Raw genomic sequence first — 26,251 nt, 5'->3', positions numbered from 1 at the left:
GAGCCATTCGCGAAGGTGAAACTTCTAGACGCTCCGCATGACGAAGGCGAGACGGGCTGCATCGGCGATGCCATCGCTGTCTTCACCTTCTCGAGAAAAGCATAGATCCGTGCTGCGCGCCAAATCTGTCGTGTGGCGGGTCTAGAACAATGAAACGCCCGCTTTCCTGTCTGGCGACAGGTTTGAAACAGCGCGCTCCACCTCGGCATAGGCGGCTATGATGTGATAGAAGGAGCTGGCTGGGGCCGGTTCATCGATAAAGCGTCCTATTTCGAGCAATTTGTCTTTCCACAGCCCCTCGGAGGTCAGGTAACGCCATAGGCTGGCTTCTGCCCGGGCTGCTTGGTTGAGACAGAACTCGCGTCGACCGTCGTCCGATAGAGTTGCGAAAATCAAGGAAGCCTTGAGCCATTCTGTCTGCGGCCAAAGGCGCGCGCGCTCGCTTCGGATTGTGCCGTTGATGTTGCGGCTGTCGATAATGACTTCCTTGTGAGGGTCGAAACCGTCAAGCCCGCTCAAGTAGAGGCTCCAGGCAAGATCCTTGAGTTCGCTATCTCCGCGCGCCCTCGCATGTTGTGCAAGCAGGCCTGACCATTCCAACTGATGACCGGGCTCAATGAGTTCGGCGCGTCGGTCGCCAGGAGGTGTCCAGTTCTCGTCGAAGAACTCGCCGATAAGACCGCTTTTCTGGTCGATAAGCCGAGTGCGGGCGATCGCGACGATGGAGTCGGATAGGTCGCGCCAGCCTCTGTCGGCGCTTATCGCCTCCCATCCCATGGAGGCTTCGAGCATGTGCATCAGGGGATTGGCTTGGTACGGCTTGGTGCCGACCTCCGTCAGCCCCCCTTTGTGGCTTCGTTCTATCAGCAGCAGTTCACGAATTTTTGCAGCCCGTGCTTCCAGGTCTGCTCGATCAAGTGAACGGCGCGTGATAGCGAGAGCCAAAAGCAGGAAGGCCTGATCGTATAGACTTGCATGTTCATCGATCGGCTGGCCGTCCATATCAAGAACGGAGCGAAGAAGCCCGTCCGGTCGCGTGAAGCGCTGGTCCAGATAGTCCATGCCGCTTTCAACCGCTCGCCGCCAAGGGCCTTGCCAGCCCATCAGGCCTGCTTGGCCGTAGGCATAGATTTGCCTCGCTTGGACGCGAGCGCGTTTTGAGGATCTTACGCGGCGGCCGTCCAGCGCGAGGGTTTCCTCGAACGCACCGCTGTCATTCTGGCCAAGCGTGCACCAAATCGGCAATGCCTTGCTTCTGAGCCAAGCGCTAAGGCGCGCGGCGCTCTCATAGAAGGAAGGAGGGGCCGACACCTCAAAATCGAGATGCCTGGGGGATAGGTCGCTCAGGCGCCTGACGACTTTTTTAACGTCTTGGCTGCGCTTGAGGTCGGTAACGAGAACGGCGTCTTGCTCGACGACGATCGCGACATTTCTCAAGCCGATAGCTGCAACCAGAACACCATCACGGGCGCGAATCAGGCAGCCTTCAGAATCTTCTAGAACGTGCAGGCCGACATCGCCTTCTCCTGAGGCGTGTACGGAATCCCATGCGCCGAGATCTGACCATTCGAACGACACTGGAAGCACTGAAGCGCAGCGTGTCGTCTCCATTATCGCGTAATCAACGGAGATCTTGGCGGCGGATCTGAAGGATTCGCCCAGAATGAGGCAGCTGCTGTCATGGACTGCGGTGTCGACCGCATCTCTGACACTTGCGTGCAGTGAGGCTGTTGACTGTGCGAACTCCTGTTCAAGCACTTCAGCCTGCACGATGAAGTTGCCGCTATTCCAAAGGTACCCGTTGTCGATATATCGTTTCGCTGCGCTTTCAGTCGGCTTTTCCACGAAGGCGGCGACTTCGCTTAGGCCTGTGTTCGTGGGGGCGATGTAGCCATAGGCGGAAGAAGGCGATGTCGGCACAATGCCCAAGGTTACGATTCGTCCAGCCAGTGAGGCTTCAACGGCAAGCTCTACGGCGTTCTGGAAGGCGTTATGATCTGGTATGTGGTGGTCGGAAGGCACGAACAGATTGACGGCGTCTGGCGACTGCCGCCGTGTCCAGATCGCTGCTGCCGCCATTGCCGCGGCAGAGTCTCGTCCTTCCGGCTCCAGTAAGATAACGGCTGAAACGCCGATTTCAGATAGTTGGTGCAGAATTGTTTTCTGGTGCTTGGCGCCGCCCACGACGACGAGGCGACCGTCGCCGCTCGCTAGAGGAGCGACGCGTTGTGCCGTTTCTTGAAAGAGCGACCGATTGCCTGCGAGAGGAATGAAGTGTTTGGGACGGGATGGCCGTGACGCGGGCCACAGCCTCGTCCCGGCTCCGCCGCAAAGAATAACGGGATAAACAGATGGCCTCGACTTCATAGGTCCGGGTTTAGCTGGGCGTTTCCGGTTGGTCGAGACCTGGTGGAGCGGGGCGCTCTTCTGGATGCCCAGGGGCAGTGTTCATCTCCAGAGTGCGCTCTGGAGAAGGTGATTCTCCCGGCACGTCTTAGGGTGACGAAATCGAGCGCCTAGCCTCGCTGAACCTACGGTAAAAATCATACGTTGCCTGTGCATTTTTTCCGAAGGATTGGTATAGATCTATTCAATCATCCAATGCACATTCGGATAATCTCGCCATATATGATTAAAATTAGAGGCTTTTTGTCCTGGGGTTTTATAGATTCATGACGCCGACCGATCTTCGCCATTGGGATGAGCTGGACCGGAACAAGTACCGGGACGAACGTGAGGTGGTGGCCGAACTGCTGGCCGCCGAACCCCTGACGCCTGATGGTCGCGCGGCGGTCCTGAACGACGCCATCGGCCTGGTCGAAAGCGCCCGCAAGAGCCAGAAGCGCCAGGGCGTGGTCGAAAGCTTCCTGCAGGAGTTCTCCCTGGGCACCCGCGAAGGTCTGGCGCTGATGTGTCTGGCTGAGGCCCTGCTGCGCACGCCCGATGCGGACACCCGCGACCGCCTGATCGCCGAGAAGATCGGTTCGGCCGACTGGGCCTCGCACCTGGGCCAGTCGGACAGCCTGTTCGTCAACGCCTCGACCTGGGGCCTGATGCTGACCGGCAAGCTGGTCGACGTCGACGATGAGGCCCGCAGCGACCTGCCGAACTTCCTCAAGCGCATCGCCGGCCGTCTGGGCGAGCCGGTCATCCGTCAGGCCGTCGCCACGGCCGTCAAGATCATGGGCGAGCAGTTCGTCGTCGGTCGTACGATCGAGGCGGCGCTGAAGCGTTCGGACCGCGAAAACTGGCTGTGCAGCTTCGACATGCTGGGCGAGGGCGCCCGCACCGCCGCCGACGCCGAACGCTATGAAAAGATCTACGCCGACGCCATCGAGGCCGTGGGCAGGACCGCCAAGGGCGAAGGCCCCGAGCGCGGCCACGGCGTCTCGGTCAAGCTGTCGGCCCTGTCGCCGCGCTATCAGGCGGTGCAGGAGGATCGGGTGTGGGAGGAGCTTTATCCCCGCATCCTGCGTCTGGCGCTGATCGCCGCCAAATACGACATCAACTACACCATCGACGCTGAGGAAGCTGACCGCTTGGCCCTGTCGCTGAAACTGCTGGAGCGGCTGGCGCGCGAACCGGCGCTGGGCGACTGGCAGGGCCTGGGCCTGGCCGTTCAGGCCTATCAGAAGCGCACCACCGAGACGGTGGCCAAGCTGGCCGAACTGGCCAAGTCGTCGGGCCGCCGCCTGATGGTGCGTCTGGTCAAGGGCGCCTATTGGGACACCGAGATCAAGCTGGCCCAGGTCAACGGCCGCACCGACTATCCGGTCTTCACGACCAAGCCGGCCACCGACCTGAACTATCTCGTCTGCGCCAAGGCGCTGATCGAGGCTTCCCCCCACATCTTCTGCCAGTTCGCCACCCACAACGCCCACACCCTGGCCGCCGTGCACCGCATGGCCGCCGATCGCGGCGTGACCATCGAGTTTCAGCGCCTGCACGGCATGGGCGAGGCCCTCTACGACGGCGCCAAGGTCGAGTGGGGCGATGTCGTCGTGCGCGCCTACGCCCCCGTCGGCGGCCACGAAGAACTGCTGCCCTATCTGGTGCGCCGCCTGCTGGAAAACGGCGCTAACTCCTCCTTCGTCCACGCCCTGCTGGACGAGCGCGTGCCTGCGGCCGATGTGGCCGCCGATCCCATCACCTCGGTCGAGGCCCAGCCCGATCGCCATCCGAAGATCCCTGTGCCCATGAACATCTACGGTGACCGCAAGAACTCCCTCGGCCGCGACTATTCGCAGGCTTCCGACCGCGAGCTTCATGCGGCGGCCCTGGAGCGCGTCGACAGCGAGAAACTGACCGCTGGTCCGATCATCGGCGGCAAGCTGCGCGCCGGCGTGAACCCGCAGGACGTCACCAATCCCTATGACCGCAGCCGCGTGCTGGGCCATGTCTCCGAAGCCTCGGTCGAGGACGTCGACGCCGCCGTCAACGCCGCCGCTGAGGCCCAGGTCGCCTGGGACCGTCTGGGCGGCGCGGGCCGCGCGCCCGTCCTGCGCGCCATGGCCGACGCGCTCGAAGCCGACCTCGACCGTCTGGTCGCCCTGCTGTCGCGTGAAGCGGGCAAGACGCTGAACGACGGCGTGGCCGAGGTGCGCGAAGCCGCCGACTTCTGCCGCTACTACGCCCAACTGGCCGAGCGCGACTTCGGCGGCCGCCAGACCCTGAAGGGCCCGACCGGCGAGACGAACGAACTGGTCCTGCACGGCCGTGGCGTCTTCGCCGCCATCAGCCCGTGGAACTTCCCCCTGGCCATCTTTACTGGCCAGATCGCGGCCGCCCTGGCCGCCGGCAACGCCGTGGTGGCCAAGCCCGCCGAGCAGACGCCGCTGATCGCCGCCGAAGCCGTGCGCCTCTATTACAAGGCCGGCCTGAACCCCGACCTGCTGGCCCTGGTCCCGGGTCGCGGCGAGACGGTCGGCGTCGCCCTGACCAACCATCCGGGCATCGACGGCGTGGCCTTCACCGGCGGCACCGACACCGCCTCGGCGATCAATCGCGGCTTGGCCGCGCGTCCGGGCGCCATCATCCCCTTCATCGCCGAGACGGGCGGCCTGAACGGCATGTTCGTCGACACCACGGCGCTGAAGGAGCAGATCATCGACGACGTCATCCTGTCGGCCTTCGGCTCGGCCGGTCAGCGTTGCTCGGCCCTGCGCATCCTTTACGCGCCCAAGGATTCGGCCGACGCCCTGATCGAGGGCCTGAAGGGCGCCCTGGCCGCCCAGGTGCTGGGCGATCCGACCGACGCCAGGACCGACGTCGGCCCGGTGATCGACGCCGAAAGCCGCGCCAACCTGGAAGCCCACGTCGAGCGCCTGTCCAAGGAAGCCAAGATCATCGCCCGCGCCGAACTGCCGGCGGGCGCCGATAAGGGCGATCTGTTCGCCCCGGTCATCGCCGAAATCCCGACCCCGGACTTCCTGGAACGCGAAGTCTTCGGCCCGATCCTGCACGTCTACCGTTATGAGCCGAAGGATCTGGAGACGGTGGCGGGCAAGCTGGCCGCGCGCGGTTTCGGCCTGACGCTGGGCGTCCACAGCCGCATCGACGCCTTCGCCAAGGAAGTGATGGAGCTGGTCCCGGCGGGCAACGTCTACGTCAACCGCTCGATCATCGGCGCGGTGGTCGGCGTCCAGCCCTTCGGCGGCGAAGGTCTCAGCGGCACCGGCCCCAAGGCCGGCGGCCCCAACAGCCTGATCCGCTACGCCGCGGAAAAGGCCATCAGCATCAACATCGCCGCCCAGGGCGGGGACCCGGCCCTGCTGAATCTCTAAAGGATGTCGGCGCGTCGCTTCGGCGGCGCGCCGTATTTTTATCTTCTTGCCAAAAATCAGTCTAAGGAGAGCGGCAAGGAGCTCGAATGTCTGACCTTTTCCGCAGCGACAATGTCGTCGTCCGCAGCGTCCCTGCTTCGGACCTCAGCCGCTGGGTGGTGACGTTCGACAACTACGGTATCGGCCACGGTTTCGATCGCCCCGGCTTCGGCGAGGATTTCCTCCGCACCGCAGGCATCTCGGCCATCCATGTGATGGGCGTCCGTGAGGACTGGTATCAATATCCTGAGATGGCGGCCGCCATGCAGGCGGTGCGTCAGGCGACGGCGGGCGCCGAGCGGGTCATGACCTATGGCTCCAGCATGGGCGGCTATGCGGCGCTGCGCTTCGCTGACGCCGCCGGCGCCAACGCCGTGCTGGCGATCTCGCCGCAATATTCCATCGACCCGAAGAAGATGCCGTTTGAAACGCGCTGGCTTCAGGAGGGCCAGTGTATTGAGTGGCGGCCTGAGATTGAAGGTCGAATCGTTTGTGAGGTTAGGCCGATCGTGGTTTTCGATCCGATAGAAGACGGACGGCAGGTCGAGAGGATACAAGAAGACATCGATATCTGGCCGATCCGGCTGCCCCATGTCTCTCACCCCGCCAGCACATATCTGGCTGAGATAGGATTTCTAAAGCCGTTGGTGTTTCAGACGCTCTCGGGGGAATTGGACTCAGCCGCATTTGGAATCGAAGCCCGAAGACGCCGTCGAGCGAGCGGCTTCTACCTGTCGAAACTGGCGATGAGCCAGCCGGCGCATCGGCGGGGTCTTGCTTTCGATTTGGCAAGGTTAGCTGTGAAAACGAACCCTTCAAGTCCGCTCGTTGGCCTGGCGTTCGCCAAGCTGTTGTCAGCTGAGGGACAGCATGACGACGCCATCGAAAGGCTGGAGGGCATTGTCGCTTCGACCAATCGGGCGCCAGTCTATCTCATACCCTATGTAGACGCTCTGATGGCGGCGGGACGCTTTGAGGAGGCTCGACCTCATGCTCGAGAGGCGGTCGAAGCATTCTCACATCAGGCGCACCTTCACGCATGGGAAGGTTTTTTGCTGCAGAGCCTAGGTGAGAAACAGGCGGCTATTGAAGCTGTGGAGCGGGCGATCGCCCTGGACCCTAACCCGCAGTATCGGCAAATGCTGAAAGCCTACCGACGCGGTTCCGAGGCGGATGATCTCGGCCAGCGGCGCATTGCAGGCTGGGCGGCACGCGGGCTTACCCGGCTTCGCTCGGTGATGCGAGGCCTTCGCAAGGCCTGAAAGGCGCTTAAGGCTGGTCCGCTGCGCTGTTGATCGCGAGGCTTTGCGACGAGCTATGCTCCGCGTTGCACGATGATCCCAAACGAGGTCGTGGAGAAGCCGGACAGAGCCATCTGCAGGTGGGGCTGCTCCCGATAAGGCGGCACGTCGATGTAGCGATCCACCGGGCCGTCTCCGGGGTTGAAATCGAAGGGCACGACGGTGTGCCCCTGTTGTCGTAGCCGTTGAGCGAGCGCCTCGAGATCGCGCCGCCGGAACAAGACCGTGCCCAGATTATCGACTGTCGCCTCGTTGGAACTGGTGTTGAACTCGGTGGTGTGAACGGCCCAACCGCCCGGCTTCAGGCACTGAATGGAGCGTTCAATAAAGGCGAGGCCTTTTTCGATGGAACCAAGGTGTTCCAGTGCGCAGGCCGACCAGCAGAAGTCGAAATCGACAAACTCCGCCGGCACGTCGTTCATGTCGCACGCCTGGAAGGAGACGTTCTCGGTGAACAGATCATCAGGGCAGACGTCCGGTTTGCGTAGGGCTTCCTTGCCGACTGCGTGTTGATTGGTCAGGGTCCATCCCATCGCTTCGGCCATTTCGACATCCATGTCGGTGGCCAAGATGCGGCAGTTCTGAGAGGCGAAGAAGGCGCTCAGGGGCTCGGCTCCGACCCCGAAGCCCAGTCCGCGCGCGCCTGCAACGACCGCGCCGCGTTCCCATAAAACCTGACAGATAAAGACGAACTCCCACAGCTTGCGATGATAACGCAGGCCTTCGCGCAAGCGATGAGTCCAGTAAGAGAAATAGGCCTCGTGAAAGCTGTCCTGACGGCACAGGGTGCTGCGCGGAAAGGCCAGTTTAGCGGGCTCGCCCTGGATCATCGGGGGCTGACCGTGCCACTCCGCCTTAGCGGGCAGAGCCAGGCTGTTGTAAAATAGACGGGTTTCGCGCCGATGTTCTTCCAGAGCTAAGGAAAGAGCGTTTATTTGGTTGGTCGCCAGCTGAAATTTATTCGCGACCGCTTCTGCTTGACGGGCTTTTTTACGCCAGAACTTCAACGGGTTTATCAAAGCATTCTCGTCGGGAGGAGTTCGCGGTCGCCTCAAGGGCACCTTAACCCTGCTCGTATCGCATTTTAGCCTTCACGGGAAAGCCATCAGGGGCATTTTTCGTGCGGGCGATCAGGCCTTGATTTGCGGCCATCCGCCCGCACGGCTGAGCGCGCTGGGGTTGGGCTTGCCGATCTGGGCGCCGATCCAGCGGGCGGTTTCGATCAGCGTGTCCAGATCGTAGCCGGTCGAGTACCCGGCTCGCTCCAGCATGTAGACCAGATCCTCGGTGGCGATGTTGCCGGTCGCGCCGGGTGCGAAGGGGCAGCCGCCGATGCCGCCGACAGAGGCGTCCAGAACGTCCACACCCGCCTCGACGCCCGCATAGGCGTTGGCCAGACCGGTGTTGCGGGTGTCGTGGAAATGCAGGCGCAGGGTCGTGTCGGGCGCGGCCTTGCGGGCGGCTTCGACCTTTTTCGTCACGCTCCAAGGATCGCCGACGCCGATGGTGTCGGCCAGGGCGATCTCCTCGACGCCCAAGGCGGCTATGCGGGCGACCACGTCGCTGACCTGCTGGACCGAGACCTCGCCGTCGAACGGACAGCCCCAGATGCAGGACAGGGTGGCGGACAGCTTCGGCGTTGCGCCCGGCGCGCCGTCAGCATTGGCGCGGCCGGCGACGATGTCGGACAGCATCTGCACCTGCTGGTCGACGCTGAGGCCCTGGTTCTTCAGGCCGAAGCCGTCGGTGGCGGACATGGCGACATTGACCTCGTCCACCGCCGTGCCCAGGGCGCGGTCATAGCCCTTGCCGTTCAGAACGAGACCGATGCGACTGCGGCCCTCAAGGCGAGGCAGGGCGGCCATGACCTCTTCGGCGCCCGCCATCTGGGGCACGTATCTGGGGTGGACGAAGCTGACCGCCTCGATGCGTTTCGCCCCGGCCGCCTCCAGCCGCTGGACGAAGTCGGCGCGAACGGCGGGCTCAAGCACCGCCTTCTCATTCTGAAGGCCGTCGCGGGGGCCGACCTCGACGATCTGAATGAAACGGCTCATTGGCGGATGCTCCGCTCGCCCGCCCCAGCCGGGGCGTAGACGGTCAGGCGCACGTCGTCGCCCGAGGAATAGTTGTGGCCGCTGACCACGCCGACGGCGCGCCCGGCGGCGCCCAGTTCGGCCAGGGCGCGGCGGAAGGCCTCGTCGTCGCGGGCCTCGACGATGGCCGGACGACCCTCGGCCAAGGCGCGGGCGGCGCCGGCGCCGTCGGTCAACTGGGTGTCCTTGCCGGTCAGGAAGACGAAGCTGGGTTCATGGAAGGTGGTGATGGCCACCGGCCCCGGATAGCGGCCCTGGGCCGGGTTCAACTCGGCCGAGTCCAGCGTCTGCACCAGACGCGGCGCGATCGACAGCGGACGCAGCTGGCGGATGGTTCCCGCTAGCCCTGCGTGGGCCAGAACGCCGAAGACGACGGCGATCAGCACCCCGGTGATCGCCGCGCGGTTGACCAGCAGGAAGCCTCCCACGGCGGCGGCCATGACGGCGAAGACGATGGTGACCGTAGCCCAGGTCTGGGCGGTCGAGCGGCCGAACTCGGTCAGGCCGTAGACGGTGATCAGGCAGATGATCACGGCTGCGAACAGGCCCAGTAGGGCGCCCGTCACGCGCGAGACCTTGCCGATCGGCTGGGTCAGGGCGGCGGCGGCCAGCAGGGCGATCGCCCCGAAGGTCGGCAGGGTATAGTGCCACAGCTTGGTCGGCGCCAGTTCGAACATCAGCCAGGCCGGGACCAGCCAGCAGACGGCGAAGCGCACAGCCGGTTCCGCCCGGCGATGCCAGCCCGCCGACAGGGCGGCGGGCAGCATCAGGGTGACGGGAAACAGCAGCAGCGGCGACAGCAGCAGATACATGCCGGGGAAGCCGCCGTGGCTTTCATGAGCGCCCGCGATCTTGGGCGCCAGATCGCCGCCGATGGCCTCGCGCCAGAAGCCGCCGTCGGTGGCGATGGTGATGGCGATGGCCCACGGCCCGACCAGCAGGGCGACCAGCGGCAGGCCCCAGCCCCAGCCCAGCTGCCCCAGCCACCGGATGTTCCGGTCCCACAGCGACAGGGCGATGATAGTCAGGGCCACGACCAGCAGGCCGATCGGTCCCTTGATCAGGATGGACAGGCCGATGCCCGTCCAGAACAGCAGCTTGTGCAGCCGATCGGCCTTCTCGCCCGCTCGCGTGGACATATAGATGCGCGCCAGCGCCGCCATCGACAGGGTGGTCAGGCCCGCCAGCATGGCGTCGGTCTTGGCGATGCCCGCCTCGGTCGACAGCAGGAAGGTCGCGCCCAGCATCACGCCCGCCAGAAAGCCCGCCCTGTTGCCGAACAGGGCCGCGCCCGCCCAGGCCACGGCCCAGGCCGCGAGCATGGCGCCCAGCAACGACGGCAGGCGATAGGGCTGGATGTTGCGGTCCTCGACGTCCGATGTCGCGGCGACGGCCGCCGCCTGCATCCAGTAGATGCCGATGGGCTTCTTCCAGCGCGGATCATCCTGGAAGCGGATGTCGACATAGTCGCCGCCCTCCAGCATCTGGGCCGTCGCCTGAGCGAAACGGCTCTCGTCCCGATCGAGCGGCGGCAGCAGCAGCAGGCCGGGCAGGCCCGCAATCAGAGCCAGCAGGGCCGCAAGGACGGGGCCGCGCCAGCCGGCGATGTAGCGATCCAGGTTCGGGCGGTTCATGCCGCACTCGTATCACGCCCGGTGCGGCGCCCGGAAGCTTCACCTTGTGCGACGGCTGTGGACGCGCCGTTTCGCCGAGACGCGGCCTGCGCTAAAGAGCGTCGATGATCGACCGCTCCGCTTCCTCGCCCGATATCTCCGTCGTCGTGCCCGTGCATGATGAATCCGGCGCCGCCGTGCCTCTGGCGCGCGAAATCGCCGAGGCCTTCGCCGGGCGGTCCTATGAGATGATCTTCGTCAACGACGCCAGCCGCGACTCGACGCTGGCCGAGCTTCAGGCGGCGATGGCCGAACTGCCCGCCCTGCGGGTGCTGTCGCACGGGACCAATGCGGGGCAGAGCCGGGCGGTGCGCACCGGAGTGCTGGCCGCGCGGGCGCCGATCGTGGTGACGCTGGACGGCGACGGCCAGAACCCGCCCGCCGATGCGCCGCGTCTGGTCGACGCCCTGCTGGCCGCCCCGCCCAGCGTCGCCCTGGTCGGCGGGGTGCGGGCCAAGCGTCAGGACAGCAACGCCAAGCGCCAGGCGTCGCTATGGGCCAACCGCATCCGCAGGAAACTGCTGGGCGACGACGCCGACGACACCGGCTGCGGGCTGAAGGCCTTCCGCCGCGACGTCTTCCTGCGCCTGCCCTACTTCGATCACATCCACCGCTACCTGCCCGCCCTGATGATCCGCGAGGGGTATGAGAACCGCTACCTCGACGTCGATCATCGCCACCGCGAGACGGGCCGGTCGAAATACACCAACTGGGGTCGGTTGCGCGCGTCCTTCTCGGACCTGCTGGGCGTGATGTGGCTGAAGTCCCGCTCGCGGCGTCCGGGGGCGATCAGCGAGTTCTGAGGCCCCTAGCTGAACGCCAGAAAAATCACCGCCACCACTGTGGCGTCGAACAGGCGGGCGGCGAGGCTGAGAACGGCGGGCATGGCGCGATCCGAAGACGGTTGAGCCTGCGTCCTCGCAATTCAGGCGCCAGTCGCCGTCAGATCTCGGTCTTGCGCGCGCGTCCCGGCGAGGGGCGCCGGTCGTGCCGTCCCGAATACTCCCGGCCCAGATAGGTGGTTCGCGCCGCATCCAGCACCGGGACGCCGCCCTTCAGCCCGCGCTTCTGCCCCGACTGGCCCAGCACCTGGGCGGCGAAGGCGGCGGGCGGGGGAGGCGGGGTGACGGCAGGCTTTGCCGGGGAGGCGGCAGGATCAGCCGCCTCTTCCGGTCCCTCGGCCGCGGTCGGGACCAGGGCGCGCGCGCGACGCCGCTCACGGCGACGGCGGTCGTTCTCGCGCCGATCCTCGACGACAGGATCGTTCATCGGATCCGCCGCGCTGACCGGACGGATCTCGTCCGTCATGCCGGTTCAGCCCTTGGACTGGGCGAGGCGGTCGATCTGGGCCCGCATCTCGTCCATCTGGCGGCGCATCTCGTCCAGCGCGGCGTCTTCCTTGGCCGGTTCCGCCTTGGCGGCGGCGGGCGGGGCCTCGGCCGCTTCGCCCTCCGGACGAGCGTGGGCGAAGCCGGGGAACATCCGCATGGCGCGTTCGAACATGGCCATGTTCTGACGCACGGCCTCTTCCATCAGATTGCCGCCGGGCGCAGCGGCGAAGGCGCGGGTGAACTGGCCGCGCAACTGCTCCTGCTGGCGGGTGAAGGTATCCAGCGACATCTCCAGATACGACGGCAGCACGCCTTGCATGGAGTTGCCGTAGAAGCCGATCAGCTGACGCAGGAACTGCACCGGCAGCAGGGCCTCGCCGCGGCTCTCCTCCTCGAAGATGATCTGGGTCAGGATCTGGCGCGTCAGATCATCGTTGGTCTTGGCGTCATAGACGGTGAATTCCACGCCTTCGCGCACCATCCGCGCCAGATCGTCCAGCGTCACATAGGCGCTGGTGGCGGTATTATAGAGCCGCCGGTTCGCATACTTCTTGATGACGACCATGCCGTCACGGGTTTTTCCGCCCTCGGATTTCTTGTCGGCCACGCTTGTTCTCGCGATGTTGCAACGCCCAAGCATCCCGCATTGCGGCGGCGAAGGCGAGTCCCGTCTTTCGTTGCGGCCTCAGCCGTTGACCAGCACCACGCCGATCAGCACGGCGGCCCAGTGGACGCCCGCGCCCGTCACCACAAAGCCATGCCAGATGGCCCGGCGGAACTTCACCTTCTGGCTGATGAAGACGAAGACCCCGGCGGTGTAGATCAGCCCGCCCGCGACCAGCAGGCCCAGCGCCAGCGGATGCACCGTCTCGATCATCGGCTTGAGCGCAAACACGGCCACCCAGCCGAACAGGACGTAGATCACGCTCCAGAAGGCGTCGGACAGGCGCGGCGCCAGCATCTTCACGCCCGCGCCGACAAAGGCCATCGTCCACACGGCGATGGTAAAGCCCACGGACCAGGCGCCCTCGAACCGCACGGTCGTGAACGGGGTGTAGCTGCCCGCAATCATCAGGAAGATCGCCGCCTCGTCCAGCCGCCGCAGCACCGGCCGCGCCGCACACGGGTGGGTCAGGTTGTAGATGGTCGAGGCCGTCAGCATGCCTACCAGGCAAAGGGCGTAGATGGCCGTCGAAACCGCCGCGCCGACGCCCGCATAGACGCTGGCCAGAACCGCCAGCACCACGCCTCCCGCCGCCGCCAGCGCCAGACCCACGGCGTGGACCCACAGATCGGCCAGTCGCTCGGCCCGCGTCTGATAATGCTCGATCATGTCGAGCTCGTCCGGGGTGCAGATGCGGCGGGTCAGACTTTTCAGCATGGGCGGGCTTTCGACACGGCGACGTCTCCTTTCCCTTGTAAAAGCGCGGGTGCGGGCATCGTTCCTTCACCATGCTGCGGCGCGGCGATGACGTTTTGCTGATTGCTGCAACGCAACAGGTGACGGGCGCATTCGAATGCGGCACAACCTCGCGCGAAAGATTTCTCCAGGGAGTGAATAAAAATGACCGACGTCGTCATCGTCTCCGCCGCCCGCACGCCGGTCGGCTCCTTCCTCGGCGCTCTGTCGACCCTTCCGGCCTCCAAGCTGGGCGAGGTCGCCATCAAGGCGGCGCTGGAGCGCGCGGGCGTGGCCGCCGCTGATGTGGACGAGGTGATCCTGGGCCAGGTGCTGCAGACGGGCGCAGGCCAGGGCCCGGCGCGTCAGGCCGCCATCGGCGCCGGCCTGGCCAATGAGACTCCGGCCTGGAGCCTGAACCAGCTGTGCGGGTCGGGCCTGCGCGCCGTCGCCCTGGCCTATCAGCAGATCGTGCAGGGCGACGCGAAAATCGTCGTCGCCGGCGGTCAGGAAAGCATGAGCCAGTCGCCCCACGCCCAGCAGATTCGCACCGGCCAGAAGATGGGCGATCTGACGCTGAAGGACACCATGATCCTGGACGGCCTGACCGACGCCTTCCACGGCTATCACATGGGCCAGACGGCCGAGAACATCGCCGCCAAATGGTCGATCGACCGCGAGGCCCAGGACGCCTTCGCCGTCGCCTCCCAGAACAAGGCCGAGGCCGCCCAGAAGGCTGGAAAGTTCGCTGACGAAATCGCGCCCGTGACGATCTCCACGCGCAAGGGCGACGTGGTGGTCGATCAGGACGAATACATCCGCCACGGCGCCACCATCGAGGCGATGCAGAAGCTGAAGCCCGCCTTCGTCAAGGACGGCACGGTGACGGCCGCCAACGCCTCGGGCATCAACGACGGCGCGGCCGCCCTGGTGCTGATGTCGGCTGAGGAAGCCAAGGCGCGCGGTCTGGAGCCGCTGGCCCGCATCGCCTCATGGGCCACGGCGGGCGTCGATCCGGCTATCATGGGCACCGGCCCGATCCCGGCGTCGAAGAAGGCGCTGGAGAAGGCGGGCTGGACCGTCGCCGACCTGGACCTGATCGAGTCCAACGAAGCCTTCGCCGCCCAGTCGCTGTGCGTGGTCAAGGAGCTGGGCCTCGACCCGGCCAAGGTCAACGTCAACGGCGGCGCCATCGCCATCGGCCACCCCATCGGCGCGTCCGGCGCGCGCGTCCTGACCACCCTGCTGCACGAGATGAAACGCTCGGGCGCCAGCAAGGGTCTGGCGACTCTGTGCATCGGCGGCGGCATGGGCGTGGCCATGTGCGTCGAGCGCTAAGGCGCGAAGCCACAGGCTGAAACGGGAAAGGCCGGCGAGCAATCGCCGGCCTTTTTTGTTGCGCCCTATCACTCCCCGCTCATCCCGGCGTCCGCCGGGACAAGCGGGGGGTGATTGCGGAGCCTCGTTTCAGAACCCCCGCCGCCAGCTGCCCAGCAGGGCGTAGCCGGTCGGGGCGTCGGCGCGGTGCTGTTCTTCGCGGCTGGCCACGGCCTCCAACTGCAGCCACGACCCGCCGGGCAGGGCATGCAGGCTGCGGACGCTGAAGTCGATCTGCCGCCCCGACGGCGCGGCCGAGAAGCGCCGCTCCGAGAAGGTCACCGGGTCGAAATATTCCAGCGGCGCATCGGCCAGGAAGGCGCTGAATGTGCCGTCCTCGATCCGCAGGGGCTGGGAAATCTCCCAGCTCAGGCTGCTGCAGCCCAGCGCCTTGGCGATTGACCAGGACGGGCAGGCCGATTGCAGGGCGATGCGCCATGTCGAGCTGAGCGCCGGGGCGGACAGATGCAGGAAACGCCCCTCCAGTTCGGTGCGGCCGAAGCCCGCCTCGCCCGACAGCGTCAGGCCGCGTCCCAGCGCAACATCCGCCCCGACCGCCGCGAAGCGGGTGCGCGAGGGCAGGGCGAAGTCCGAGCGCGTCGGCAGATAGGCCCCCAGCGGCCCCATCCGCTCGTCCAGCGACCCGAGGCTGAACGAAAGGCCGCCACGATCCTGTTCCTCGTCTGCAAAACGCCAGTCCAGCCCGGCACGGGCGTAAGTCGAGGCGTCGCGCTCGACCGGGCGCAGCGGGGCGCGACGGTCGCCCGATCCGCTCTCGGCGCTGAAGGTCAGGGCGCCGAACTTCATGGCCCCGAACTTCATGGCCCCGCGCAGGGCGTGATCCGCCTGGGTCAGGGCGACAAAGCCGTCGCCGGACCCGCTGCGGAAAGGCGAACTGGCTCCGCCCTGACCCTGCCAGGCGGTCAGCGACAGCCGCCCCGCCTGCACGTCGAACAGGGCCTCGCTGCGCGTCTCGTCGCCCAACCACGGCGCGTCGAACGGGGTGTAGCGCGCGACCACCGGCTCGGGCACGGCCACGGGCGTTGCGGCGGCCAGCGACAGCCGCGCCCCGCCCGGCGCGTCCAGCGTCACCTGCGATTGCTGCATCGGCGTCGGATTTCTGGGCTGATAGCTGCGGCGCGGCGCCGGACCGTAGGCGGCGCCCAGGTCCACGCGGAACAGCCGTTCATACTCGTCATAGGCGATGGTGCTCAGCGCCCCGGTGCGGCCCAGGGCGTCGCCGAACGGTCCGCCCACATGGGCGCCCGGCTCCAGCGCGATATTGACCGCCGCGCCGTTCGCCATCGGCGCCGAGGTCGCGCCCACCGGCTGGAAGGCGCGGGCGATGTCCAGCAGGCCGCGGCCGTAGACGATGTCGGTTCCCGGATCGCCCGCCTCTCGCCCTGTGCGCAGCAGAATCTCGACGGCTTCGCGTCCGGTCAGGTTGGGGAAGGCCTCCAGCAGCAGGGCCAGCGCCCCCGCCACGGCGGGCGAGGCGAAGGAGGTGCCGTTCACCCGCCAGCAGGTGTCGCCCTCGCAGTCGACGATGACATCGACCCCCGGCGCCGACAGGAAGGCGTTCTGCGACACCCCGGCGCGGTTGGAGAAGTCGGCGATCTGCTGGGTCTGATCATGCGCTCCGGTGACGATGATGGCGCCGGCGAAGCGCGAGTCGCTGGCGTAGCGGCCGGGCCATTCGGGATTGGCGCCCTCCTCATTACCGGCGGCGATGGCGAAGACCACGCCCGCGTTGATCGCGCGCAGCAGGGCCGCTTCGAACTGGGCGCCCAGCGGGCCTTCGCCGCCGAGCGACAGATTGATCACGCGCGCTCCGTTCTGCACCGCGTAATCCAGCGCGCGCGCCAGATCGCCGCTTTTGAAGCAGATCTTGTCTTCGGGTTTGGAGCAGTCGCTGACGTCGGCGCGGATCGACAGGATGGTCGAGTTGAAGGCCACGCCCACGGTGCCGTAGTCGTTGAAGGGCGCCGCGATGATGCTGGACACCCGCGTGCCATGCCCGTCCTGGTCCTCGCGCTCATTGCGTCCGGCGACGATGTCCGTGGACAGGGGCGAGACGTTCACGCCCAGGTCCTGATGGTTCATGCGGATGCCGGAATCGACCACCCCGACCGTGATGCCGCGCCCGGTCGCGCCTGTGCGCCAGGCGGCGAAAGCGTTGGTGTCGCCGACGCCCCAGTTGCGCTGATATTCCCGCGACGCCTCTGACGGAATCGGCGGAGGCGGCGGGGGAGGAGGTGGCGGAGGCGGTGGCGGAGGGGGCGGCGTTGGCGTGACAATGCCGCCTCCGGTCCCCCCTCCGCCTCCGCCACAGGCCGCCAGCGGCGTCGCCAGCAGGCCCAGGACGCTGACCGAGATCGCGATACGGCGCAGTCGATGAACAGCCATGGTTCCCTCTCCCGAAACCCATCCAGCCATTAGGCCTGTTTCAGAGAGATTGACGAGCCTGTTTCGTCTGCGCCTTTTCGCGCTCCCGGCTCAGGATCAGTCGCGCAGCAGTTCGTTCACGCCGGTCTTGGCGCGGGTCTGGGCGTCGACACGCTTGACGATGACGGCGCAATACAGGCTCGGCCCGCCGTTCGGATCGGGCAGGGCGCCCGGCACCACGACGGAATAGGCCGGGACCTCGCCGCGGAAAATCTCGCCGGTCGCCCGGTCGACGATCTTGGTCGAAGCCGACAGATAGACGCCCATGGCCAGGACCGCGCCTTCGCGCACGATGACGCCCTCGGCCACCTCGGCGCGGGCGCCGATGAAGCAGCCGTCTTCGATGATGGTCGGATTGGCCTGCAGCGGCTCCAGCACGCCGCCGATGCCGGCGCCGCCCGACAGGTGGACGTTCCTGCCGATCTGGGCGCACGAGCCGACCGTGGCCCAGGCGTCAACCATCGAGCCCTCATCGACATAGGCGCCGATGTTCACGAAGGACGGCATCAGCACGACATTCTTGCCGACATAGGCGCCGCGGCGGACGATCGCGCCGGGCACCGAGCGGAAGCCCGCGGCCTGATAATCGGCGGCGCCCCAGTCGCCGAACTTGTTGGGCACCTTGTCCCAGAAGGGGCCGACGGCGGCCGGATGATCCGCCGACAGCGGCAGGGTCGGGGCGTGGCCCGCGCGCATGATGACGTTGTCGTTCAGGCGGAAGGACAGCAGCACCGCCTTCTTCAGCCATTGGTGCGTGCTCCAGACTCCGTCCTCGCCGCGCGAAGCGACGCGCGCCTGGCCGGAGTCGAGCAGGGCCAGGGCGGTCTCCACGGCGTCGCGCACCTCGCCGCGCGTAGCGGACGACACTTCGGCGCGATCTTCCCAGGCGGCCTCGATCACGGATTCCAGATGGGTCAGGTCGGTCATTGCGCGTCTCCGTCAAGCACGGCGGTGGTCAGGAAAGGGCCCAGGGAGGCGGCCCGGTGGTGAATATGCTCGCCTTCGGCGATGAAGGCCTTGGGCCCGACCAGCACGGTAGTCATGCCCAGGTCGTGCGCCGGCTCAAGGTTCTTGGGCGTGTCTTCAAAGAAGCAGGCGGTCGTAGGATCGACCCCGAAGCGCGCCAGCATTTTCTGGAAGGTGCGCGGGTCCGGCTTGGGGATCAGATCGGCGTCCTCCAGCGCGAACACCCCGTCGAAAAGGTGCGTCAGCGCCAGCTTCTCCATCACCCGTTCGGCATGACCGGTCGAGCCGTTGGTGAAGACCAGCCGGGGGCCCTGCAACCGCTCCAGCGCCGCGTGCAGGCCCGGATCGGGCGTCAGCGCGTCCAACGGCACGTCGTGGACCTCGGCCAGGAAGTGATGCGGGTCGATCTGATAGTGCATCATCAGACCGGCCAGAGAGGTGCCGTAGTCGTGCAGATAGCCGCGCTGCACCGACAGGGCCTCGGCCGATTCCAGACCCGACGTCCGCACGACATACTGGTTGATGCGCTGCTCCACCTGACGCAGGAACTGCGTCTCGGGCGGATACAGGGTGTTGTCCAGGTCGAAGATCCAGGACCGCACATGACGCAGGTCCGCACCGATCTCGGTCGCTGAGAGAGCGGCTTCAGGCGCCGCCTGCGACGCCGGGCCCGTCACTTCCTTTTGACCAGTGTGCCGGCGCCGTGCTCGGTGAACAGTTCGACCAGCATGGCGTGCGGACGACGCCCGTCCAGGATGACCACAGCCTCGACGCCCGCGCGCACGGCGGCCATCGCCGTCTCCAGCTTGGGGATCATGCCGCCGGTGGCGACGCCCGTGTCGATCAGGCTTTGCGCCTCGTCCAGCGTCATCTGGCGGATGATCTCGCCGTCGGCGCCCTTGACCCCCGGCACGTCGGTCAGCAGCAGCATCCGCTTGGCGTGCAGGGCGCCTGCGACGGCCCCGGCGACGGTGTCGGCGTTGACGTTATAGGTCTGGCCGTCCTCGGCCACGCCGATGGGGGCGATGACCGGCACCCAGTCCTCGGTCTCCGAGGCGATCAGTCCCTTGATCAGCTTGGGGTCCACCTTGGTCGGCTCGCCGACGAAGCCCAGATCGACTTCGTGCTCGATCATGCTGTCGGGGTCGCGCTTGGTGCGGCGCGTCTTCTCGACCGTCAGCAGGCCCGCGTCCTTGCCCGACAGGCCGACGCCGCGCACATCGGCTTCCTTGCCGGCGACGGTGATCCAGTGAGCGATCTCTTTGTTGACGGCGCCGGACAGGACCATTTCGGCCACCGCCATCGTATCCCTGTCCGTCACGCGCAGGCCGTCGACGAAGGCCGACTTGACCCCGGCCTTATCCAGCATGGCGCTGATCTGCGGCCCGCCGCCGTGCACGACCACGGGGTTCACCCCCATCAGTTTCAGCAGCACCACATCGGCGGCGAACTGCCTGGCCACGGCGCTCTCGCCCATGGCGTGGCCGCCGTATTTGATGACCACGGTCTCGCGGTCATACACCTGGATATAGGGCAGGGCCTCAGCGAGCGTCTTCGCCGTCTCCCAGCCGCGTTCCTCGGATTGCCGATCAGTCTCTATCATAGTGCGCGCTCGATAGCGGGCAAGGGCGCGGGAGTCACGGGGGAAGGGGTAGCATTAGGATTCTTCGACGCTGGTGGCGCACATTGGTTTAGCGAGAAGGGTCCACGCGATGAGGCCAAGAGAGATGAGACGTTGCTTCCTGACGCTGTAGTTAGGAAAGTAAAGGGGGCGGTGGGGGGCTAATCAGCACAAGTGAAGCGTTGGGCCGATCTAATCAGATGAGATTATATCAACCAAGCCGATCGACTCTAACGCTGATCGGTGACAGCTTCAGTGAAGGACATCCATAGGGCTGTCTTATCGACGATTTCGGGGACAACGAACTCGGCTAGGCGGTCGTACATGGCTGACGGTCGAACATAATATTCAACCTCACGATAATGCTGTCGATTTTGGTAATCATCGAACAATACCGTTGCCCCAGGACGTCCGAAGATAAGGGTTGCGTAGAAACAAGCCTTACGAAAACGACCGTCAATCAACACCAAGTCTGGATCGAGAGATTCGTCCCGGCAGGTGCGCCATGCCCCAAGGGGGTACTCGTGCCATCTGCGCCACTTTGACTCATTTACGGGGTGTCCCCATTCTCGAGTCGGCCCGATGTCCGCATGGAGAAAAAAGCGCCGGACGTTGGGGGTGATTATAAGACCAGCGCTCAGCGTCTCAAGCCAAGCCTTGTCGCTTTCAACGCTGATCGATACAGGCACGCCAAGACGATTGGCCATGGCGGTTGATCCGCCTGATCCGAACTCCAGATAGCATGCAGACTGAGCAAGTGCACGCTCAAGCCGCTCCACCGCACTGGGGGGCATTACGGGTTTGTCTGGAATAGTGATTGATACGGACAATGGATTCTCGCCTGCTGTTAGTCGAAGTACAGCGGCAACGCTTCGTCGTTGGCAAGTCCTTGTTCGCCGGCGCTTGAAATTGGCGGAATGGCCAGGCGGCTGATGCCGCCTGGCGATCACGTTGGGGCTCCCCGTTCGCACGAGCTCAGGTCCACATCAGATCGAGGTTCTCCGATCGAGAACTAGTCTGGTGAAGAAGCTATCCTGGCGAGCACGGGGAGCAATGAGGCCAATTGCGTCGATCGCGTCGTCGCCTGCTGTTGTCTCTACCCGCAAAGGGAGGCAGAACGACCTAATGGGGATATTGGTCGTGATTCCACTGGACCGTGCCGAGCGCGTGCACTTCGACTAGCGGGCTTTATCTGAATCATGACCGCGGATGCTGGCTCTTGGGTTCAAGAGCAAAGCTGCCTCCAAACGCACAGCCGAGGGCTGCTTCGAGGTCGATCTGCCTTTTTTATTGGGAGGCGACGTGTGAGAGAGTCACTAGCGCGCTGCCAACATTGACGCGCGCCTTGATCAACCATTGGACCAACGTCAAATTAAGAAGCCTCTATGGATAAGATGACTAGCACTCGAGCGAAATCGGTCCAGAAGCCATTCAGCCTAATGGTCCTGGGTCCGCATCGCTCCGGAACTTCAGCGCTCTCGGGCCTGCTCAGCCACCTGGGGGGCGATCTTCCTAAAACGCTGATGCCCGCAGGGGACGACAACGTCCAAGGATATTTCGAATCTCAGCGCGTGATGGCCTTTAACGACAAGCTTCTGAACGCACTTGGGTCTGATTGGAAGAGCCTTACGCCTTTGGATCCAGGATCGACTATCCCCCAGGTGTTCGAGAGCCTCATGACTGAAGCCGTCCAGGTGCTGCAGGAAGAGTTTTCGGCCGCAAATTTTCCTCTCCTAAAGGACCCGCGAATCTGTCGCTTCGTTGGTTTCTGGGATCAGGCCTTCAGCCGCGCCGGCTATGAGCCCTTGTTTGTCCACACCCATCGAAATCCGCTTGAGACTGCTCAGTCCCTGCAGAAGCGAGACGGGATTCCTATCGAGCTCGGGCTGCTGCTCTGGCTTCGCCATGTGCTCGACGCCGAGGCGGCGACACGGGGGCGGGTGCGGGTGTTCACCAATTACAAAGCCTTGCTTGAGGACTGGCGCGTGCAGATCACGCGGATGGAACAGGCGCTAGGTCTGAACTTCTCTCGCAATACGGGGAAGGTTCGGCAGGAGATCGACGACTTCCTGACCGGGAGCCTGCGTCATGAGCAACGAGCGCCCGAAGACGTGCGCAAGTCCGCGCAGGTCGCCGATATCGTGCGCGAGACGTTCCAGATCCTAGAAAGTTGGGCGGGCGGGTCTGGCGCGTCGTCTGACCACGACGCTTTGGACGCACTTCGCGGCAGGATGAATGGAGCTCTGGATCAGGTCACGACCTTGGTGCGTGCATTGGACGCCAAAAAGGACCTGTCGAGTGAGCTAAAGGCTGTCGCGCAGAAGGCCCACTTGCTCGAGAAGGCGAAGGCTGACCTGACCACAGAGCTGGAACGCGACCGCCAGGAGAATGCGGAAAGAGTGATTAGAATCGCCGAGCTTGAGCAAAAAATCGAAGTCTACCAGGGAGAGACGGCCCGTCTGAACGCCGAGCTGGACCGTGAATGCCGGGCGCGGGAGGAGGGAGGGGCCGAACAGGCGGCGAAAATTGCTGATCTTGAGCGGCGTAAGGTGCTGTCTGAGGAAGAAAACGCCCGCCTTGTGGTTGAGTTGGAGCGTCAACGCCAAGTAAACTCGGCGATGGAGGCGGAGAAGGCGAACAAAATCGCTGAACTTGAGCGACGCGCGTTTCTGTCCCATGAAGAGAGCATCCGCCTAACGACTGAGTTGGAGCATCACCGCCAGACGAGCGCGGGCGTGCAGGTCGAGCATGCGGCGCGCGTCGCTGAACTTGAGGCGGCGTTGAGACAGCGAAGCCTCGAGGCTGAGGACGAGTTGGAGCGTCACCGCCAGACGAGCGCGGGCGTGCAGGTCGAGCATGCGGCGCGCGTCGCTGAACTTGAGGCGGCGTTGAGACAGCGAAGCCTCGAGGCTGAGGACGAGTTGGAGCGTCATCGCCAGACGAGCGCGGGCGTGCAGGTCGAGCATGCGGCGCGCGTCGCTGAACTTGAGGCGGCGTTGAGACAGCGAAGCCTCGAGGCTGAGGAGTGGTTTGAGGCGAACTGCAGACTGGCGTCGGCGCAGGCATCCTTGAAGGATGAGATCAAGAAGCTTGAGGGCGAGCAATCCAAAGAATTAGAGCGTTGTAATGAAATCATACGCTCTCGCGATGAGCGGATTCAACTTCTTGAGAGAAGTGTCGAAGAGAGATTCAATGAAATCGCCGATATTACTCGAATATTGCTAAATATTCAGTCGGCTAAAGAGGCGAGGGAGGCTTCATTGATTCGAGCAGAAGCGCGTATCGCGCTGTTAACTGAAAGGAACGATCAGCTAAAGCATGTTAGTATTAAGAAGTTGATGGCGAGATATTCCAAGAATATAAGAATTTACTTGGCGCTATACAGGGGTTAGCTCCGATATTGCTCAGGGTTTAGGTCATTAATGGCGTTGCGCAGGATGTTTTTCGCAAGCCCTATTGAAAAGTTGAAGCGATAATCTATGAAAAAGATCAAGTTAGTGTCGGATTCGGATGTGGCCCTGGTGAAGGCTTCTTCTTTATTTGATGCCGAGTGGTACCAAGAGCGCTATCAGGATGTGAAGACGATCGGGCTGGACCCAGTGGAACATTTCCTCTGGCTCGGTCATCGCCTGGGCCGCAGCCCGTCGCCCGCCTTCAGTGTACCGCAATATCTTAGGTCAAATCGGGATGTTAAGGCAGCGGGCGTAAACCCGCTTCTTCATTATCTGAAAAGCGGCATGAATGAGAATCGGAGGATCTACCCTGTTCAGGAACAGGGCACTTCAGCCGACCGGCAGGAATGCAGACGAATATTAACGCCCCGTAATCGTGAGTGGGCCTGGGGCGCTCACGAAAAAACTATTCATCGCCTTGCAGCGCTTCCTAGTCCGTTCGCGGCCGACAAGGTTTCCATCATCATGCCGACCCACAATCGTGCGGGAATGATTGAAGCCGCTATTCGCTCGGCTCTCGCTCAAACACATGCCAATTTCGAACTGATCATTGTTGACGATGGGAGCACGGACAAGACTGCCGAACTGGTCAAGGCGTTTACGGACCCCCGGATCATCTACACGTCCAATCGTCACAGCAAAGGCGTGTCAGGTGCGCGGAACACTGGCCTTGATATCGCTGCCGGCGAATGGATCTTCTTTCTCGACTCGGACAATGTCTGGAAAGATCGCCTGATCGAATTCCTGCTGAAGCACGCTGCAGCAACACAGTCCTCTGCCGGTTATTGCGCGGCAAACGTACATGATGATGCCCAGCAAACAAAGTGCATCCTTTATGCAGATTTTGACTATGAGACATGCCTGCGGTCGAACTTCATCGACCTCAATTGTTTCTTCATGCGCTGGGTAGGGTCATTCAGAGATTTTCGGTTCGACGAAAATCTGCGACGTCTCGTGGACTGGGATCTTATCTTGCGCGTTGCCGCACGAACTAGAGTTACCGGTCTTCCCTATGTCGGTGTCGACTATTACGATGGCACCAATGAGCGCATTACGAATAAGGAGCACGTCGATCGGGGCGCCGTTATCGCGCTTCAAAACCAGGTACGGTCGAAATCGCGCCCGCTGACTGTCGAATCTGAGAGGATCCGTGACGCGTCGTCATATCGGATCGCCGCCCTGTTGCACGTTTTTCACCCTGAACGCGTGCCGGAGATTATTAAATATCTCAGCAATATTCGAGTTGATTTTGATCTCTTCGTGTCCACATCGCTCGATGGAGAACACGAGGCACTTCAGCTTATACGCCAAGCCTTCCCTAATGTGAGGATTTTCTTTTACCCAAATGTCGGCGCGGACATTGCCCCCTTCTTCGGCCTGATGTCGACCTTCAAAACTTATGAACTGGTTCTGAAGATTCATACCAAACGTGATGTCGAGCCTTGGGGCGATACTTGGCGCAAGGGATTGCTGGAGCCTCTACTAGGATCGGCTGAATTGGTCGACGAGATTATCGAACGATTTAGAGCCGATGAAAAACTAGCTATGGCCTGTAGCGCAGATTTCTACAAACATGGCGGGCGCAATACGATTCCGCCGAGTATGGAACAGCTAGAGCTTCTCGCGCAGAAAGTCGGTCTCTCGCGTTATCTTGACAGGGATTGGGCATTCGTCGCCGGGACTATGTTCTGGATACGCCCACAGCTGCTGCTTAAAGCGGCTCGCATGATGTGCGACGCAGACGGGTATAGCTCGACATTCGTGCGTGATGGGGCGGTTGAGCATGGGCTCGAACGCCTGCTCGGGCTCGCTCTATGGGAGGACGAGGCGAACCGGGTAGCGATAGTGTCGATGGATCGGAGTGTAAGAGAGGTGCAGCTTGGCGAAGGCTTTTCTGCCGAAGGGGTCTCTCAAACTATGAAGCGACTATACGCCCAATGACTCGTATCTCGACCATAGTGCCGACCTATAATCAGGAAGGTTATATCGATGCCGCAATCGGGAGTGTCGTTGAACAGCTCGGCGATTTCTCACACGAAATACTTGTTTCGTCCGATGGGTCGACGGACGGGACGCGCGCCAAAATCCAGGAATGGCGGAAACGCTACCCTATGCTGGTGCGCGACATCAGCGAGGAGCCCAACGTCGGCATTTCCGGCAACTTCCGCCGACTTTTCCAGGCCGCCTCGGGAGACTATATCGCCATTCTCGAGGGCGATGATCTCTGGACCGATCCAACGAAGCTCCAGAGCCAGAAGGACTTCCTCCAGAGGAATCGAGAATGCTCCATGGTGTTCTCGATGATTAAGGTCAGGCAAATACCGGAAGGTGGGGACTCATTCCTCGATCGCCAGATCAAGCTGACGAAGGAGAAACTGAGCGGCGAGGATTTTCTGGCCGATCCGTCGATGAATTTAATCGCCAATTTCTCGTCATGCATGCTGAGAGCCGATTTGGTGCGGCAGTTGCCGGATCGGCTGTTCCGCGAACGGTTCAATGAGATTGCAATGGCGTTCTTCTTTGAAAGGTTCGGTCCGATCGGCTTCATCAAGCAGGCGATGAGCATCTATCACCAACACGCTGGCGGTGTCTGGACCGGCCTTCCCCGTGAGGCGCAGTTGCGTTCTGGCATCGAGTCGCGCCAGATGGTGCTTGAGGTTGCGGATTCGCGACACGCAGACGCGATCCGCCAAATCATCGAAGAGCGCTATCAGAAGCCCCTAAAGGCGCTCTTCGAGTAGCAAAGGCACGCGTGGTCGTTGCGTGTTGGC

General features: G+C 63.7%; 19 protein-coding genes. 7 read left to right on the top strand and 12 right to left on the bottom strand.

What is annotated here, in order from left to right; translation table 11 throughout:
- Nucleotides 1-141: 141 nt before the first annotated feature.
- Nucleotides 142-2,367 carry an AGE family epimerase/isomerase gene (locus RSD66_RS14760; protein WP_119413848.1) on the bottom strand — a complete coding sequence of 742 codons (2,226 nt, stop codon included), beginning with the start codon at nucleotides 2,365-2,367 and terminating at the stop codon, nucleotides 142-144.
- Between the two features lie 305 nt (nucleotides 2,368-2,672).
- On the opposite strand from RSD66_RS14760, the gene putA reads away from it, so the two are divergent.
- Nucleotides 2,673-5,783: a bifunctional proline dehydrogenase/L-glutamate gamma-semialdehyde dehydrogenase PutA gene (gene putA, locus RSD66_RS14755; RefSeq protein WP_415288459.1), complete on the top strand. Its 3,111-nt coding sequence runs from the start codon at nucleotides 2,673-2,675 to the stop codon at nucleotides 5,781-5,783.
- 86 nt (nucleotides 5,784-5,869) lie between these two features.
- A complete protein-coding gene (locus RSD66_RS14750) occupies nucleotides 5,870-7,084 on the top strand; it encodes a tetratricopeptide repeat protein (RefSeq protein WP_415288458.1) in 1,215 nt (404 codons plus the stop codon).
- Nucleotides 7,085-7,137: 53 nt separating this feature from the next.
- Here RSD66_RS14750 and RSD66_RS14745 read toward each other — a convergent pair whose 3' ends face one another.
- The 3 genes from RSD66_RS14745 to RSD66_RS14735 form a co-directional block, all read right to left on the bottom strand.
- A complete protein-coding gene (locus RSD66_RS14745) occupies nucleotides 7,138-8,130 on the bottom strand; it encodes a class I SAM-dependent methyltransferase (RefSeq protein ID WP_415288457.1) in 993 nt (330 codons plus the stop codon).
- Between the two features lie 123 nt (nucleotides 8,131-8,253).
- A complete protein-coding gene (locus RSD66_RS14740) occupies nucleotides 8,254-9,177 on the bottom strand; it encodes a hydroxymethylglutaryl-CoA lyase (RefSeq protein ID WP_415288456.1) in 924 nt (307 codons plus the stop codon).
- Complete coding sequence (locus RSD66_RS14735; RefSeq protein WP_024355244.1) at nucleotides 9,174-10,850, bottom strand: phospholipid carrier-dependent glycosyltransferase; 1,677 nt, start codon at nucleotides 10,848-10,850, stop codon at nucleotides 9,174-9,176. Before RSD66_RS14735 ends, RSD66_RS14740 begins: the two co-directional genes overlap by 4 nt.
- 104 nt (nucleotides 10,851-10,954) lie before the next feature.
- On the opposite strand from RSD66_RS14735, the gene RSD66_RS14730 reads away from it, so the two are divergent.
- Nucleotides 10,955-11,692 (top strand): glycosyltransferase family 2 protein, encoded by a 738-nt coding sequence (locus RSD66_RS14730; protein WP_024355243.1) that lies wholly within the window; start codon nucleotides 10,955-10,957, stop codon nucleotides 11,690-11,692.
- Nucleotides 11,693-11,831: 139 nt separating this feature from the next.
- Here RSD66_RS14730 and RSD66_RS14725 read toward each other — a convergent pair whose 3' ends face one another.
- The 3 genes from RSD66_RS14725 to trhA all read right to left on the bottom strand — a co-directional run bounded on the left by RSD66_RS14725 (nucleotide 11,832) and on the right by trhA (nucleotide 13,601).
- A complete protein-coding gene (locus tag RSD66_RS14725; RefSeq protein ID WP_415288455.1) occupies nucleotides 11,832-12,197 on the bottom strand; it encodes a hypothetical protein in 366 nt (121 codons plus the stop codon).
- A gap of 6 nt (nucleotides 12,198-12,203) precedes the next feature.
- Complete coding sequence (gene phaR, locus RSD66_RS14720; protein ID WP_346525376.1) at nucleotides 12,204-12,785, bottom strand: polyhydroxyalkanoate synthesis repressor PhaR; 582 nt, start codon at nucleotides 12,783-12,785, stop codon at nucleotides 12,204-12,206.
- 120 nt (nucleotides 12,786-12,905) lie between these two features.
- The gene (gene trhA / locus RSD66_RS14715; RefSeq protein ID WP_024355240.1) at nucleotides 12,906-13,601 is read right to left on the bottom strand and encodes a PAQR family membrane homeostasis protein TrhA; all 696 of its coding nucleotides are present in this window, start codon (nucleotides 13,599-13,601) and stop codon (nucleotides 12,906-12,908) included.
- Between the two features lie 183 nt (nucleotides 13,602-13,784).
- On the opposite strand from trhA, the gene RSD66_RS14710 reads away from it, so the two are divergent.
- A complete protein-coding gene (locus RSD66_RS14710) occupies nucleotides 13,785-14,957 on the top strand; it encodes an acetyl-CoA C-acetyltransferase (RefSeq protein ID WP_415288454.1) in 1,173 nt (390 codons plus the stop codon).
- Between the two features lie 129 nt (nucleotides 14,958-15,086).
- On the opposite strand, the gene RSD66_RS14705 is transcribed toward RSD66_RS14710, so the two are convergent.
- From RSD66_RS14705 to RSD66_RS14685, 5 genes are all read right to left on the bottom strand, one after another.
- Nucleotides 15,087-17,402, bottom strand: a complete 2,316-nt coding sequence (locus tag RSD66_RS14705) for a S8 family peptidase (RefSeq protein WP_415288453.1) — start codon at nucleotides 17,400-17,402, stop codon at nucleotides 15,087-15,089.
- A 96-nt stretch (nucleotides 17,403-17,498) separates the two neighbouring features.
- Nucleotides 17,499-18,368, bottom strand: coding sequence for a 2,3,4,5-tetrahydropyridine-2,6-dicarboxylate N-succinyltransferase (gene dapD, locus RSD66_RS14700; protein ID WP_415288452.1), 870 nt, complete (start codon nucleotides 18,366-18,368; stop codon nucleotides 17,499-17,501).
- Complete coding sequence (locus tag RSD66_RS14695) at nucleotides 18,365-19,084, bottom strand: pyrimidine 5'-nucleotidase (RefSeq protein ID WP_415288451.1); 720 nt, start codon at nucleotides 19,082-19,084, stop codon at nucleotides 18,365-18,367. Before RSD66_RS14695 ends, dapD begins: the two co-directional genes overlap by 4 nt.
- Complete coding sequence (gene argB / locus RSD66_RS14690) at nucleotides 19,081-20,010, bottom strand: acetylglutamate kinase (RefSeq protein WP_415288450.1); 930 nt, start codon at nucleotides 20,008-20,010, stop codon at nucleotides 19,081-19,083. Before argB ends, RSD66_RS14695 begins: the two co-directional genes overlap by 4 nt.
- 248 nt (nucleotides 20,011-20,258) lie before the next feature.
- Nucleotides 20,259-20,735: a hypothetical protein gene (locus RSD66_RS14685; protein ID WP_415288449.1), complete on the bottom strand. Its 477-nt coding sequence runs from the start codon at nucleotides 20,733-20,735 to the stop codon at nucleotides 20,259-20,261.
- A 678-nt stretch (nucleotides 20,736-21,413) separates the two neighbouring features.
- Between RSD66_RS14685 and RSD66_RS14680 the strand changes: the two genes are divergently transcribed.
- From RSD66_RS14680 to RSD66_RS14670, 3 genes are all read left to right on the top strand, one after another.
- Entirely contained in the window at nucleotides 21,414-23,420 is a 2,007-nt protein-coding gene (locus RSD66_RS14680; RefSeq protein WP_415288448.1) for a hypothetical protein, read from the top strand.
- An 87-nt stretch (nucleotides 23,421-23,507) separates the two neighbouring features.
- Nucleotides 23,508-25,421: a glycosyltransferase gene (locus tag RSD66_RS14675; protein WP_415288447.1), complete on the top strand. Its 1,914-nt coding sequence runs from the start codon at nucleotides 23,508-23,510 to the stop codon at nucleotides 25,419-25,421.
- A complete protein-coding gene (locus RSD66_RS14670) occupies nucleotides 25,418-26,221 on the top strand; it encodes a glycosyltransferase family 2 protein (RefSeq protein WP_415288446.1) in 804 nt (267 codons plus the stop codon). Before RSD66_RS14675 ends, RSD66_RS14670 begins: the two co-directional genes overlap by 4 nt.
- Nucleotides 26,222-26,251: the final 30 nt, after the last annotated feature.

The sequence above is a fragment of the Brevundimonas sp. S1H14 genome (genome assembly GCF_047716865.1).
GTDB classification, from domain to species: domain Bacteria; phylum Pseudomonadota; class Alphaproteobacteria; order Caulobacterales; family Caulobacteraceae; genus Brevundimonas; species Brevundimonas naejangsanensis.
The sequence above is the reverse complement of the archived record's forward strand: the minus strand, read 5'-3'. Positions and strand labels throughout refer to the sequence as shown.